This is a genomic window from cyanobacterium endosymbiont of Braarudosphaera bigelowii (assembly GCF_020885515.1).
Lineage (GTDB): Bacteria > Cyanobacteriota > Cyanobacteriia > Cyanobacteriales > Microcystaceae > Atelocyanobacterium > Atelocyanobacterium thalassa_A.
On sequence record NZ_AP024987.1, the window covers coordinates 775,467 to 791,572 of the forward strand.

Annotated in this window: 9 protein-coding genes; 4 read left to right on the plus strand and 5 right to left on the minus strand. The window is 31.4% G+C overall.

The annotated features are described in order from the left end of the window. Nucleotides 1–209 precede the first annotated feature (209 nt). Both LPC16_RS03300 and LPC16_RS03305 read left to right on the plus strand, forming a co-directional pair. A complete protein-coding gene (locus LPC16_RS03300) occupies nt 210–4,208 on the plus strand; it encodes a magnesium chelatase subunit H (RefSeq protein WP_229636789.1) in 3,999 nt (1,332 codons plus the stop codon). Nucleotides 4,209–4,429: 221 nt separating this feature from the next. Then, nucleotides 4,430–6,010: a glucose-6-phosphate isomerase gene (locus tag LPC16_RS03305; RefSeq protein WP_229636790.1), complete on the plus strand. Its 1,581-nt coding sequence runs from the start codon at nt 4,430–4,432 to the stop codon at nt 6,008–6,010. A gap of 110 nt (nt 6,011–6,120) precedes the next feature. Here LPC16_RS03305 and lpxC read toward each other — a convergent pair whose 3' ends face one another. The 4 genes from lpxC to LPC16_RS03325 form a co-directional block, all read right to left on the minus strand. Next, the gene (gene lpxC, locus LPC16_RS03310; RefSeq protein WP_040054150.1) at nt 6,121–6,942 is read right to left on the minus strand and encodes a UDP-3-O-acyl-N-acetylglucosamine deacetylase; all 822 of its coding nucleotides are present in this window, start codon (nt 6,940–6,942) and stop codon (nt 6,121–6,123) included. A 25-nt stretch (nt 6,943–6,967) separates the two neighbouring features. Next, entirely contained in the window at nt 6,968–9,175 is a 2,208-nt protein-coding gene (locus tag LPC16_RS03315; protein WP_040054151.1) for a BamA/TamA family outer membrane protein, read from the minus strand. A 506-nt stretch (nt 9,176–9,681) separates the two neighbouring features. Further along, nucleotides 9,682–10,449 (minus strand): glucosamine-6-phosphate deaminase, encoded by a 768-nt coding sequence (locus tag LPC16_RS03320; RefSeq protein WP_229636792.1) that lies wholly within the window; start codon nt 10,447–10,449, stop codon nt 9,682–9,684. 112 nt (nt 10,450–10,561) lie between these two features. After that, nucleotides 10,562–11,803 carry an MFS transporter gene (locus LPC16_RS03325; protein WP_229636793.1) on the minus strand — a complete coding sequence of 414 codons (1,242 nt, stop codon included), beginning with the start codon at nt 11,801–11,803 and terminating at the stop codon, nt 10,562–10,564. Between the two features lie 809 nt (nt 11,804–12,612). On the opposite strand from LPC16_RS03325, the gene LPC16_RS03330 reads away from it, so the two are divergent. Together LPC16_RS03330 and LPC16_RS03335 are read left to right on the plus strand one after the other, a co-directional pair. Further along, on the plus strand, nt 12,613–13,236 hold the full coding sequence (locus LPC16_RS03330) for an exopolysaccharide biosynthesis protein (protein WP_229636794.1): 624 nt from the start codon (nt 12,613–12,615) through the stop codon (nt 13,234–13,236). A 176-nt stretch (nt 13,237–13,412) separates the two neighbouring features. Beyond that, a complete protein-coding gene (locus tag LPC16_RS03335) occupies nt 13,413–14,456 on the plus strand; it encodes a D-alanine--D-alanine ligase family protein (protein WP_229636795.1) in 1,044 nt (347 codons plus the stop codon). 129 nt (nt 14,457–14,585) lie between these two features. Here the strand turns inward: LPC16_RS03335 and LPC16_RS03340 are convergent, their stop codons facing one another. After that, nucleotides 14,586–15,944, minus strand: a complete 1,359-nt coding sequence (locus LPC16_RS03340; protein ID WP_229636796.1) for a helix-hairpin-helix domain-containing protein — start codon at nt 15,942–15,944, stop codon at nt 14,586–14,588. Nucleotides 15,945–16,106: the final 162 nt, after the last annotated feature.

Sequence of the window (16,106 nt, forward strand, 5' to 3'; positions counted from 1 at the left end):
ATTCTATATGGTTAAGTAAATGAAAATTTAATATCTATTGTTTTACACATAGCTTATTAGATAAGTAAAATATACATAATGATATAAGAACTAGCCTTATTTTCTGATCAAAAGTATAGATACGTTATTGAATTTCAGAGCTATCACTCTAGTCAGATACTTGACTTTCGTAAATAAGATTTTTATAAAAACTAGGAGTTGTGCTGCATATGTTCACCCACGTTAAGTCAACCATTCGTCATATTACTCCAGAGACAATAAATGGTCGTTCTTTGCTAAAGGTAGTCTATGTCGTATTGGAACCACAATATCAAAGCTCCATCTCCGCAGCAGTTAGAAACATTAACAGTAATAATTCTAAAATAGCAATTGAAGTTAGTGGATATTTAATAGAAGAACTTCGAGATCCAGAAAATTATAAACAGTTTCAAAAAGATGTAGAACAAGCCAATTTGTTTATTGCTTCCTTAATTTTTATTGAAGATCTAGCCGATAAAGTTGTTGAAACAGTTTTACCTTTTCGCGACAAATTAGACGCCATAGTAGTTTTCCCATCAATGCCGCAAGTAATGCGTTTGAATAAATTGGGAAGTTTCTCAATGAGTCAATTGGGTCAATCTAAAAGCATGGTTTCTCAATTTATGCGTAAGCGACAGCAAAATTCTGGGACAGGTTTTCAAGATGCAATGTTAAAGTTATTGCGTACATTGCCTCAAGTCTTAAAATATCTTCCAGTGGAGAAGGCACAGGACGCTCGGAACTTTATGTTAAGTTTCCAATATTGGTTGGCCGGATCTTCAGAAAATTTAGAAAATTTTCTAGTTATGTTAGCTCATAAATATTCTTTCCCTAATCTTTTTAAAGATGAAGTAATTAGCTATAAAGATCCTCTTGTTTATCCTGACATAGGGATTTGGCATCCTTTGTCATTAAAGATGTTTGAAGATATTACATCCTACCTTCAATGGTATGATATGCGTACAGATATTTCAGACGATCTAAAAAAATCTACAACACCATGTATAGGGCTAGTACTCCAAAGAACTCATCTAGTGACAAAAGATGATGCTCATTATGTTGCGATGGTTCAAGAACTAGAATCGATGGGAGTAAGGGTTATTCCTGTATTTGCAGGCGGATTAGATTTCTCCAAACCTATCGAGGCATATTTTTGGAATAGGTCCACTGATAATAGTAATAATATAAAAACCCCTATAGTAGATACTATTGTTTCTTTAACAGGATTTGCCTTAGTAGGTGGGCCGGCAAGACAGGATCATCCAAGAGCGATAGATGCACTAAAGTCTTTAAATTGTCCTTATATGTGCGTACTACCATTAGTGTTCCAAACCACTGAAGAATGGGAGGATAGTGATTTAGGATTACATCCAATTCAAGTTGCATTACAAATAGCCATACCTGAGTTAGATGGTGCTATTGAGCCTATAATATTGTCAGGAAGAGATGGTAATACCGGGCGTTCAATAGCACTTCAAGATCGTATTGAAACAGTTGCACAAAGGGCTGTAAAGTGGGCTAATCTTAAGAAGAAAGTAAAAGAAGACAAAAAAATAGCTATCACCATTTTTAGTTTTCCACCTGACAAAGGTAATATTGGATCAGCAGCATACTTAGATGTATTTAGTTCTATCTATGAGGTACTAAAAGCTTTAAAGGACAAGGGATATAATTTATTAGAACTACCAGATTCACCAAAGGCCTTAATGAATGCTATTATTCAGGATGCACAAGCTCAATATGCTTCTCCTGAATTAAATGTAGCTTACCGGATGTCTGTAGAAGAATATGAAAAATTAACTCCATACTCTACACGCTTAGAAGAAAATTGGGGGGCTCCTCCCGGAAATCTTAACAGCGATGGTCAAAGTTTGCTTATATACGGTAAGCACTTTGGAAATGTTTTCATCGGTGTACAACCAACTTTTGGATATGAAGGCGATCCTATGCGTTTATTATTCTCAAGGTCTGCTAGTCCTCATCATGGGTTTGCTGCATACTACACATATTTAAATGAAGTTTGGCAAGCAGATGCAGTGTTACATTTCGGTACTCATGGATCTCTAGAATTTATGCCAGGGAAACAAATGGGAATGTCAGGTGATTGTTATCCTGACACTTTGATTGGAAATATTCCCAATTTATATTACTATGCAGCAAATAATCCTTCAGAGGCTACTATCGCAAAACGTCGTAGTTATGCAGAAACTATTTCATATTTAACTCCTCCGGCTGAGAATGCAGGACTCTATAAAGGATTAAAAGAATTAAATGAATTAATAGGGTCATATCAAACTTTAAAAGATACCAGTCGTGGAATCCAAATAGTTAATACAGTCATGGATCAGTGTCGATTGGTAAACCTAGATAAGGATATTCATTTACCTGAAATTGATGCAAAAGAAATGACTGCAGAAGAAAAGGATAATATTATTGGTATTGTTTATAGTAAACTTATGGAGATTGAGTCTCGTTTACTACCATGCGGTCTTCATATCATTGGCAAACCTCCAACAGGGGAAGAAGTCGTTGCAACACTAGTAAATATTGCATCATTAGACAGAGAAGAAGAAGAAATAATATCTTTACCACGTCTTATTGCTGAAAGTATAAAAAGAGATATTAAAGATATATATTACAATAATGATATTGGTAAATTAGAAGATGTTGAATTACTACAAAAAATTGTACTGGCGACTAGAGAAGCTGTAGCCTCAATGGTTAAAGCAAGAATAAATGAAGAAGGTCGAGTAAACCTTATATCAAAATTGGATATTTTAAAAATTACTCAAAAAACTCCTTGGGTAAATACTTTAGAAGACCTAGGATATTCCAAAATTAATAAAAGTTCTTTAAAGCTACTTTTTGGATATCTTGAATCTTGTCTAGAAAAGCTTTGTGCAAGTTATGAACTAGAATCATTACTTAAAGGCTTAGAAGGAGAGTATGTTTTACCTGGACCAGGTGGCGATATTGTCCGTAATCCTGATGTTTTACCTACAGGTAAAAATATCCATGCATTAGATCCTCAATCTATTCCTACATTAGCCGCAGTAAAGTCTGCCAAAATAGTAGTAGATGCTCTTCTTAAGCGTCAAAAAATTGATAATGGAGATAAATATCCAGAAACTATTGCATGTGTACTCTGGGGAACAGATAATATTAAAACATATGGAGAATCTTTAGCTCAAATTATGTGGATGGTGGGAGTTAAACCCCTCCCAGATTCTCTAGGAAGAATTAATAAATTGGAGTTAATATCTCTTGAAGATTTGGGGAGACCTCGCATTGATGTTGTTGTAAATTGTTCCGGCGTATTTCGTGATCTTTTTATTAACCAAATGAATTTATTAGATCAGGCTGTTAAAATGGCAGCAGAAGCTGATGAACCTTTGGAAATGAACTATATACGTAAGCATGCATTAGAACAGGCTGCAGAAATGGATATTAATGTTAGAGAAGCAGCAACTCGTATTTTTTCGAATGCATCTGGCTCTTATTCTTCTAATGTTAATTTAGCAGTAGAAAACAGTAGCTGGGAAAAAGAAGAAGAACTACAAAACATGTATCTAAATAGAAAAAGCTTTTCTTTTGATTCAAATAATCCTGGCATTATGAAAGATAATAGAAAAATATTTGAATCTGCTTTAAAAACAGCTAGTGCAACTTTTCAAAATTTAGACTCTTCAGAAGTTAGCTTAACAGACGTTTCTCATTATTTTGATTCTGATCCAACAAAAATTGTAGCTAGTCTAAGAGAAGATGGAAAACAACCTGCAGCTTATATAGCTGATACAACAACTGCTAATGCACAGGTACGTACTCTATCTGAAACTGTTCGATTAGATACGCGGACTAAACTATTAAATCCAAAATGGTATGAAGGCATGTTATCTCATGGTTATGAGGGTGTTAGAGAAATTTCAAAACGTTTAGTAAATACTATGGGATGGTCTGCTACTGCCAATGCAGTCGATAATTGGGTATATGAAGATGCAAATACTACATTTATTGAAGATGAAGAAATGTGTAAACGTTTAATGGATCTAAATCCTAATTCTTTTCGTAAAATGGTTAGTACCTTGTTAGAAGTTAACGGTAGGGGCTATTGGGAAACATCTGATAATAATTTAGAACGATTACAAGAATTATATCAACAAGCTGAAGACAGGATTGAAGGAATAGACTAAAAATGTATAAATTCTAGCTTGAGAAAAGCTGTAAGTAATAATAAAAGTTTTAGTACTTATCTTATGGCTGGAAACAAAACTAAGCATATAATATATGCAAAATTAGATTTGAATCACTGTACTTAGGAATTTTAATAACTTCTTGTCTACCGATATATTCTATTATTAATTGTGGAGAATAAAATATTCTTTACAATTAATAAGTTTGTGTAGTACTTTCTATGAATAAACAAGAACTGTGGCAACGTTATCAAAGCTGGCTGTACTATCATAATGGATTAGGAATATATCTTGATATCAGTCGAATGAGATTCAGTCAAGATTTTGTTGATCAACTTAATCCAAAGTTCAATAAAGCTTTTCAAGATATGGAATCTTTAGAAAGTGGAAAAATTTCTAATCCTGACGAAAAAAGAATGGTTGGACATTATTGGTTAAGAGCTCCAGAACTAGCCCCTAATGATGAAGTAAGAAAAGAAATTACTGAACCTTTGATTAGAATTAAACAATTCGTTGAAAAAATTCATCAAGGTACTATTAAACCGCCGTCAGCAGATAAGTTTACTGATATACTTTGCGTAGGTATCGGAGGCTCAGCGTTAGGACCTCAATTTGTATCAGAGGCGCTATCTCCTGACAAACCATCTATGTTTATTCACTTCATTGATAATACAGATCCAGAGGGAATAGATAAAACCATTTATAAAATTGGTGAACGTCTTAAAAGCACTTTGGTAATTGTTACTACTAAATCTGGGAAGACGCCTGAAACTCGAAATGGGATGTTGGAAGTTGAACGTGCCTATAAAATGAAAGGCCTGAAATTTGAATCCCATGCTGTTGCAGTTACTATGCCAGGTAGTATCATGGATGAGCTAGCAAGTAAATGGCTCGAAAGGTTTCCTATGCAAGATTGGGTAGGGGGAAGAACCTCTGAATTATCTGCTGTTGGTTTATTACCCGCTGCTTTACAAGGAATTGACATTGATGAAATGTTAATTGGAGCTAAAGAAATGGACGAAGCTACTAGGGTAAAATCTTTAAAAGATAATCCTTCTGCGTTACTAGCTTTAGCTTGGTATTTTTCTGGAAACGGCAAGGGAGAGAAGGATATGGTTGTTCTTCCATATAAGGATAGTTTACTTCTTTTTAGCCGCTATTTACAACAACTAGTAATGGAATCTCTAGGTAAAGAAAAAGATCTTGACGGAAATATAGTTCATCAGGGTATTGCTGTATATGGCAATAAAGGATCTACAGATCAACATGCATATGTTCAACAACTTAGGGATGGAGTCTCTAATTTTTTTGCTACTTTTATTGAGGTGCTTAAGGATGGACAGAATCATCCTTTAGAATTAGAACCTGGAGTAACATCAGGTGATTATTTATCTGTTTTTTTACAAGGAACTAGACAAGCATTGTATGAAAACAAAAGAGATTCTATTACAATAACCATACCTGAAGTGAAGCCTCGTACGATAGGGGCTTTAATTGCTATGTATGAAAGAACAATTAGCTTTTATGCCTCTTTAGTGAATATTAATGCTTACCATCAGCCTGGAGTAGAGGCAGGCAAACAAATGGCTGCTTCAATATTGGATCTACAGACTAAAGTACAAACAGTAATGAAACAAACAACTGGAAAGATAAATATTGAGACTTTAGCATTACAGACAGGGTATCCTGAAGAAGTGGAGGCAGTCTATAAAATTGTTCGTCATCTTGCAGCAAATAACCGTAATATTGTCCTAGAAGGAGACTTCTCTAATTTATTAAGTTTAGAGGTTTCAGCAATTTAACTATTTGGGTGGGTATAGCCCACCCAAATAGTTAAATTATTTTAGGGACTGTAAATATTTGGTTTAATAAACACATAATTAAACATATCTGAACTTACTTGCTTAATATATTACTGATTAATTTGAGCTATTTTTTGTGCTAATTGAACATGGAGCTTATGACTAGCTTTATACGCTATAAAATGAGCTCGAGGTATAAATCCTAGTAAACTAAGATCTCCTACTAAGTCTAATAATTTATGTCGTACAGGCTCATCACTAAATCTTAGGGGAGGATTTATCCAATCTTGGTGATTGCAAATTAATGCATTTTCAAAGCTTCCTCCTTTAATTAATCCAGCTTGTCTTAAATTATCAATTTGATCAATAAAACCAAACGTTCTTGCAGGGGCAATAAAATCAATAAAAGGTTCTTCCTTAGGATTCCAACTAGCCCATTGATTTCCAATAACCTTATAAATAAAGTTGATTCCGTAAGTAAAACATATCTCTGGTGCAGGAATCGCTGCAACAAAAGCATCTTTATCTTGTACCCAAATTGGTTTTAGGATAGGAGCGCCCTCTTGTATACTCGAAAAAGCAAAGCCTGAAGCAGTAAAGGCATCAACCCAATTCTTTGCTGAACCATCTAGTAAAGGAACTTCTGTTCCATTAATTTCTATACGAGCATTTTTAATTCCACATCCAGTTAACGCACCTAATAAATGTTCTACTGTCCGAACAGTAATATTTTTATCGGACAATTCTGTAGACAATATAGTTTGACCAACTTTAGAAACCTGGGCAGGAATCACTGGATTACTAAAAAGATCTACCCTAATAAAATGATGTCCTTGATTATAATAATTAGGTATTATTTTTACCTGAGTTTCTTTTCCAGAATGTAGGCCAACACCTGACACTTTAAACTTTACATCCATATCTATATTCATGATAAATAGTAACTGTCTATATTAATTAAAATCTTTCTCCAATTCCAAAATGAACACGAGAATCACCTTCATTATTAATTCCATAATCCACTCTAATTGGCCCAACAGGTGATTGTATTCTAAGTCCAATACCGTATCCATAACCGTCACTAGGTAATCCTCTCACCACACCAGGAATTCCACGTACAGACCTTTGAGATTTTATTGTAGTACCATAATCAAAAAAGATAGAAGCTCCTACTGCAGGAATAATAGGAAGACGATATTCCGCTGTAGCTTGAAAGTAACTACGCCCATTTCCAACTTCTCCTTCAGCATAACCACGTATTGAATTACTTCCACCTATAACAAAAGCTTCGTAAGGAGGTAAATCTTCGAAAACTGTACCTAACTGTATATTAAATGCAAAAGCTTGAGGTTTAGGCTGATTTTCTTCAATAAAACCTAAATCAATTAAATTAACTGGAATATAGTAACTATAATTTCCTCGTAAACGTGTAAACCCAATGCTACCTGAACCAATCGGTACTGTTTGTTCCATCCCTAAACGAATAACATGCCCACTGGTAGGCCGTAGAGGATTATTTCGAAAATCCTGAGCGGCAGCAAAAGTTAATGTATATAAATCGTCACGACCTGAATCGCTAAAGGAAAGAGGTTGTTCTGGATAACCGTTTATAGGAGCAGAGAGAGGAGCAATATCACCATCAGCATTTTCTATCAATACTCGTTGATAATTCAACCCAGCAGTCAGTCTCCAATCAGGTTTACTAAAAGGATCGGCTCCTAATGGACGAGCAAAAGAGACTCCTCCTCCTGTACGTATAACTCTGGGACTGTCAAAACCATTCATGGTTCTGATCGAACTATCATCTCCATCAAATACAAGAGAAATGGTACGACGGCGAAATCCATTCACAGTATAAGCTGTACGATAGGGATCTCCTGCAATCCAAGGATCTGTAAAGTTAACATCGAGCAGTAATTCTCTCTCACCAACTTGTATTTCACCACCAATAGTTTGTCCATTGCCTCCCAAATTTTGTTCTTGATAACTTATTGTCCCAAATAATCCACTACTAGAACTAATACCAGTTCCGGCAGCAAGTGATCCGGTATTTCCTTCCACCAGATCAACATTTACGATAACTTCCCTTAAGTCTTCTCCTGGACTAAAAGAAATCCTTACATCTTCAAATAAACCTAAACCAAATATACGTTGTAGATCAAATTGAGCTGTTTTTCGATTAAACACACTACCTGGTTTTAGCTGCATCTCTCGAGTAACTATGAAATCACGAGTTCCACCATTTACGGGTTCATCTTCAGCATTAAAAAAACGAACTTTTATATTTTCTATGACTCCTTCAGCAATAATTAAAGTAATGATGCCATCGTCACTTACTGCAGGAGAACCTATTACTTGAGCAAGATCAAAGCCTTGTTCAGCATACCACTCATTAATTTTCTTAATACCTTTTTGAAGATCTCTAAGATTAAGAGTTTTATTATATTGTTGGCCAAAAATTTTCTGAACCGTTTCAGGAAGCAATGCTCTTTGATCTTTGATATCAGGAACTGTATTAACAACTACTTGCTTTAGAATTGGATTAACTTTGACAGCATAGGTAATTTGTACTCCTAGAGGAGTGTCAGTAGGAGTAACTTGAACATTTGCAAAGTAGCCAGTTGCATAAATAGCGTTAACATCTTGTTGTAACTCAGAACGTGTAGTCGTGCGTCCTGGTTTTGTTTGAAGGATATTATATATTAAGTTTTCTAATTCTTCGTCTGCTCCTTTGACTATTACCTCTGCTACTAAAATTCTTGGCTCTTCTTCTAACGTTTCTTGTTTTTTTATTTCACTTATTTTTGTTTCTTGTAAAGTAAAAGTTTCTGATAAGTTTATATCTTTAAATGTATTAGATGAAGATTCTTCTAATTGAGCAGTATAAAAAGTTTTCTGTAATTCTGAAATCGATTTTGTAATGATTGTATTTTTTACAGCTGATACTTTGAAAGAAGAATTAGTTAAATTCGATAAATTATCAGAATACTTTCTTAGGTTTAAATGACCAGAAAACTCTTGTTGAATTTCTTGGTCATTTAAGTTCTCTATAAATAACATATCCTGTCCTTTAACAGGTCTACTTATTGACCATACTGTTGTTGTGAGAATAATTCCTAATAATGGAGAAAAATGTAACTTTTTGATCTGGTTTACCACTTCCACACACTCAATAAAGCTATAGCGTTTTTACTGTTATTTGTTGCTTATTGTCAACCTCAGTGATAGCTAACAGCTCTAATAGCCGGGCCATACCACCTAAAGGTGTCTAAAACTCTGACTATCACAATAATAGAATGTTCCAAAAAAACTTGTTTTTTGAAAAAGAATTATTATAAAAAACACTATAGTATTTATGTATAAACAATTTCAGCTCAATTGTAAAATCCATAAAAAACAATTTTCTATATCATTTTATTACTTTTTCTTTCTAAAATTCTTATTTTAAGAGAATTTAAAGACTATTACGTTAGTATCATTAATTTATTTAAAAAATTGTTTGTTTTTATGAACTTAGAATAAAAAATATTAAAGTAATATACCTTACTATACAAATAAAATCTAAACTTTAAAATTTAATTGATATTTATGCAATTAATATGCATATAAAAAATAATTTAATTTTTAAATAAAAAGTATATATTAGCTTTATAAATAATTTTTTAAAATATTTATAGTAGTGAAGCCGAGTATTTATCTAATAATAAAACTGCGTTAGGATGCTCCCTTAAAAAAGAAGAAGGACATTTTGAAGAAATGTTTTCTCGTAACATCACTTTGACAATTTTTGCCTTATTTTCTCCAAGTGCTAAGCAAAGAATCTTTTTTGCCGATAGAATCATTGGGATAGTAACAGTTAAAGCATATTTTGGTACTTTATCAATGGATTCAAAATGTTTTTGATATACCTGAGATGAGCGAGTCTTTATATTTAGTTCAACAATTTTTACTAAGTCAAAATCATTAAAATTTTCTATCTGTGGCTCATTAAAGGCTAAATGTCCATTAGCTCCAATTCCTAAAAAACAAATATCAATTTGTCGTTTTTTTAGTAATTTAGAATAGCGATTACATTCTTGCAAGGGTTCTAATGAATCTCCAAATAAGTATTGGAATGATTTAGCTTTAATATGTTTTTCTACTTTTTCGTGAAGATAAGTACGAAAACTCGCAGGATGTTTTTTATCAATATCTAAGTATTCGTCTAAATGGAGAAAATTAATACGTGACCAATCAATTTCTTTTATATTTGTTAAAATTTCAAGAAATTTAATTTGAGAATCACCTGTAGCTAATAAAATTGTAACTTCATTTCGCTTATGCAAAATTTCTGTAAGATAATTTTGTGTAATTTTAGCTGCTTCAGCTGATACGGCATACTTGTCTTCATGTATTTGAACAGTTAAAGAATTCATTGCTAATATTTGATTAGTTTTCATAGAATATTTAATGTAACTAAAAAAAGACATTGGAACCTTTCTTAAATTTTTATTTAATTTAATAAGATTGAAAATTAGTTGAAAACATTTTTTTGTTAAGATTATTTAAATATTAATTTTCAAGATAATACAAGTCTTTCCTTTTCCCCATAGCAAAACCTAAAGATGTTTTTATTGTGCGATTTGATTGACTAATAAACAAAATAAATGCAACTAAAGCTAAATTACTACTGAGAGTAAAAATAGTTTGATAAGAAAGTTGACTTCCTAAAATACCTATTATTGGTCCTGCAAGGGCTATTCCAAGATCATAGCCACCTAGACAAACAGAATAAACTTGACCTCTTTCTTGAGGAGATGAGCGATCAGAAACTAAAGCAATAATCATAGGCATAAGAATTCCTGCTCCTATCCCTTCAAAAATAGCAGCTAAGAACAATTGCTGACTTCCTGTCGCCTGAGTTAACAAAATCATTGAGCTGAAATAAGAAAGAATACTAGCCGTAATAAATAGCCCACGGCCAAATCTATCAGCTACCCTACCTAAAAAAATTCGTGATAAAAAGCTTGTAATAGAAGCCAATGTATAAAATAAACCTGCACTAAAATCTAAACCTTTTTCTTCTAAAAAGAGAGGTAAAAAAGTTATTATGGTACCAAACAATAATCCAATCAATAATAAAACTAATGTTGGAATAATTAAAGAATGACTAGATAATATTTTATGAAAGCTATGAGATAAATTACTATTGTCAGTATCAGAGGAGTCATAATAATTAAGCTTAGATTCTTTTCTCATTGCTGCAACCAAGAGTAACCCTAAGAGACCACAGCTTCCAGAAACAGTAAATAAAGTAATATATCCAAAATGCTCTTTTAATAAGTCTCCAAATACAGGACCAATACTCATACCTATGGGTGTTACTAAACTCATATAACCAATTATTCGTCCCCTATGTTTTATAGGTGAAAAATCTATTACTAAAGCACTATAAGCTGTAGTAAAGGCAGCAATACTGATACCATGAATTGCACGAACAATAGCTAAAGGAAAAATTGTTTGAACAATAAGATAATTTAATGGAGACAGAGTTGCAATAATAAGTCCTATATAGAGAACTAATTTCCTACTTTTAGTATCAGCTAGATAACCTAATAGTGTGCGAGAAAATAATGATCCCACAGCAAAACTACCCATAATCAAACCAATTTCAGGTTTTGTTCCACCAAGATGTTCTACATATGTTGGTAAAGTAGGTAATAAAACTGTAATGCTAATCCAAAAAAATAAGCTTACTCCTAATAAAAGTCCTAAATTTTGTTTTTGCCGAAAGCCGAGATCAGTATAATCCATTAAGATGTCCACAGAGAATATTTAACTAATAATAATATTGTTTTTAACTAAAAAGCTATTTAGTTAAATTAAATAAAATCTGTAAACACAATAATTATAAATCGAAGTTTTTAAAAATTAGTGTTAAATTAAGAATGTATATAAAAATTGTGAACTTTTAATATTAGATTTAATATTAAAATCTTAAAGCTAATTTGATATTTTTAGTTATGAAACTTATATTGTATTTAGTCTTTAATTTATTGAATAAATGTTTTTTTGTTTTCTATATACTAGCAAAAGAGCTAATATATATTAATAATTTTTATTGATATATATTAATTAATTTATGGTGGCTAATATGTTGAATATACATATAAGAGTAATTTTTTTAATATAGAATATTAAATTTCTATTAGAATTTTATATTCTATATGTTATAAAGTATATAACCTCTATTTTATAACACTTAAATATTACATATGTAAGATAAAAATATAAAATATGAGAAGTTTTTTAATTAGATACTAAATTCAAAAAAAGTTATTTCAAACGACGTTGATCGATTATAAGAATAGTTCTAAGAAAATTTTAGAACTTAATTATCTAGTATAAAATATTATGGGAATAAAGTTTTAGCATTCATAGCGTTTTTAAGATAACTTATCAAGAAACTGTAAATTCAAAATTCAACAAGATAGATATTGTTATCAATACTTTAGGACCTAAACAAAACTAACATATTAATTAGTTATTAGACTGTAAAACTCGAGCCTAGAAAGCAAGTCCCATACATTATTTTTTAAAATAAATATTTAAATTTAGATATTATGGCTAAACTATCAACTGAATTAGAACAATACTTTTTACAAGAGAAATTATTAAATGATATTAAACTGCTTGATATTCTAAAATTGGCCGGGAAAAGAGTTTTCGGCTTTTTATTTGTGATTTTATCTCTTCCTTCTGCTTTACCCATTCCAGCACCTGGCTATTCAATTCCTTTTGGAATATTAATACTTATTTTGGCTTTTCAATTTACTTTAGGAAATAGAATTCCCTGGTTTCCTAAAAAACTATTAAATAGCTCCATAAAATTAGAAACTGCAAGAACTTTCATCAAAAAAAGCCAACCATGGTTGAAGCGTATCGAGTTATTAACTCATCCTCGTATGACTTATATTTGCACTAGTACAGTCGCACGTATCTTTATTGGCTTAATAATTATGCTGATGTCAATTTCTATGATGATTCCTATTCCTGGAACAAATACATTACCTGCAATAGGTATTTTTACGATAGGTTTTGGACTGCAAGAAAATGATGGATGTATCACCTTACTTGGACTAGTAATTTCTTCAATAGCTAGTGTCTTATCTGCATCGATTCTTATGGTTGCTGTTTGGAGTGGAAGTACACTCATTGAAGTAATTAGAAACTACCTTGTAATTTAAAACTTGTTTAGAACTTATTAGTAAAATGAATCTAATATTTTTTGGCAAATTATGTCAAAAGCATACTTGATAATTAATTACTTTCATAGAATAACTTGTTTTATTTATCTTCAAATCAAAATCATTAATATAATAACAATAATTTACGATTACTACTAATTAAATAACAAATAGAAATGGCAAAGATATTAATAGGCTTATTATTTGGTGGATCTTCAGAAGAACATACGGTTTCTATTAATTCAGCTGCGGCTATTCTTCAAGCATTACAGGCAGGTGATAATTCTTATAAGTACGATGTCATACCTATTTATATTCAGAAAAACGGTATTTGGATAGCTGGAAAGATAGCTGAACAAGTTCTAGAAACAAAAAAACCTTTACCGACATTATCTCTGAAAAAGGAAGATAAATTTCAACTATGGCAATTTCCAACCGAAGTAAGCCAAATAGATGTTTGGTTCCCAGTTTTACATGGACCAAATGGAGAAGATGGAACTATTCAAGGCTTACTAAAACTAATGCAAGTTCCTTTTGTTGGAGCTAATGTTTTAGGATCAGCAGTAAGCATGGACAAAATTATAATGAAAACGATATTTTCACAAATGGAATTACCTCAAGTTAAATATTTAACTTTTGAATATTCTAATACCAAATATTGTTCTCAATTATCTGATGATATTAGAACCAACTTTGGATATCCATGTTTTGTTAAACCAGCTAATTTAGGTTCTTCCGTTGGAGTTTCAAAAGTTTACTCTCATAATGAATTAGATATTGCTCTAAAAAATGCAGCTAGTTATGATAATCGAATTATTATTGAAGAAGGAATTGTAGCTAGGGAATTAGAGTGTGGAGTTTTAGGAAATGATATTCCTAAAGTATCTGTTATAGGAGAAATTACATTTGAAAATGATTTTTATGATTATGAAGCTAAGTATAAAGACAGTAGTTCTAAGATACATATCCCTGCTAAATTACCAGATCACATAATAGAAAAAATTCAACAAATCGCTATTCGGGCATTTACTGGAATTAACTGTAAAGGGTTGGCTAGAGTAGATTTTTTCTATGTTGAGGAAACTCAAGAAATTTTTATTAACGAAATCAATAGCTTTCCCGGTTTTACAGAATTTAGTATGTATCCAAAGTTATGGATGCAAACAGGATTAAGCTTTAATGAATTAGTAGATAAGCTAATTGAATTAGCTCTAAAATAAATGAATCAAAAATGAGTATTCATATAGAAGGATAAGAAGTGTCCAATAGTTATTTTCCTCTAATAAGAGGAATATTTTTTTAATTAATAAACAAATTTGTTTTCCATAAAAACTAAATTATGTCATCTTTTATTTTTGGTATTCTAGTAAAGAAATAGCATATGAATCGAATTTAAGTTTGGTTAAGGCATTAGTAATTAGTTTTTCATCATTAGGCCAATAGCTCTCATCTAATCTAATTAATTTTTTACTTTTTTTATCTTGAAGAAATATAAAAATTGGTATTTTAGTTTGATTATTTTTTCCTGCATGTCCATGTAGGACAGATTTTAAATCATTACAAGATGCTTGACTAGTTGCCTGTTCTAAACTCAAGTTAATAATGACTATTCTCATAGAATCTATATCTTTAGCATTTTCTATAACTATTTGTACTTTATCGTCTCGTAAATCAACTTTTCCCCAAATAATTAATACAGAATCTTTTACTAGAATATTTTTTATTTTTTTGTAGCTATTTGGAAAACAGACTCCTTCAATTTGGCTGGAAACATCTTCTAAAACTAAAAAGGCCATTTGATCTCCCTTTTTAGTTTTATATTCTTTAACTTCAGTAATAGTGGATACAACAGTAATTCTTCTTTTAACTTTTTGAGTCATTATCTCGTTAAAAGGAAGTGGAGAAAGTATTGAAACTGATTCTTTAACTATTCTTAAAGGGTGTTCTGAAACATAAAATCCAAGATACTCTTTTTCAAATTTGAGTTTGTCTTGCAAAGAAAAATCTTCAACTATTGGAGAACTCGGAACATCTTCATATTCTAAATCTAAGTTAGGATTACTAACGCTATTAGTAATTAAATCAAAAAGATTTAATTGACCACTTTCCTTATCTTTTGCTTTTTTTTGTGCCCAAGATATTACTAAATCAAGGTCATTAATTAATTGTTTACGATTACTAGCAATACTATCAAAAGCACCAGAATAAATTAAAGTTTCTAATGCCCTTTTATTAACGGTTCTTAAATCAGTGTTAGAGCAAAAATCTGCCAGAGATTTAAATTTTGTGGCTAAGGTTAATTTTTTTCTAGCTTTTAAAATACTATCTATTGCCCCTTCTCCTAAATTTCTTACTGCTGATAATCCAAAAAGAATTTGGTCTCCTGAAGGAGTAAAATCTTTTAGAGAAAGACTAATATCTGGAGGTAAAACTTTAATCCCCATTTTTTGACAATTTTCTCGATATTTGTCTACTTTTTCTTGATTATCACTATTCGCACTCAGCAAAGCAGCCATGTATTCAACAGGGTAATTAGCTTTTAAATATGCTGTTTGATAGGTTATGTAAGCATAAGCAGTAGAGTGAGATTTATTAAAGCAATTGGAAGCTATTAAACCATTACTTAGTACGAAATTATGATCTTTCTCTAGGCCAATATCAAATACTTCATGCATTCCTAAAGACTTACGACGTATAATTTTAGCCATAATTTTCCAATATAAAACTTTGATTTTTTTAAACTAACACTAACTCTTATGTATTAATAGCTATTTTGTCTTCATAGTAATATGTATAATGTTTTTTATAAAACAAGATGATTAATATATTTAATAATTTTTACTTAAAAAGTATGGTTGGTAACTGATATT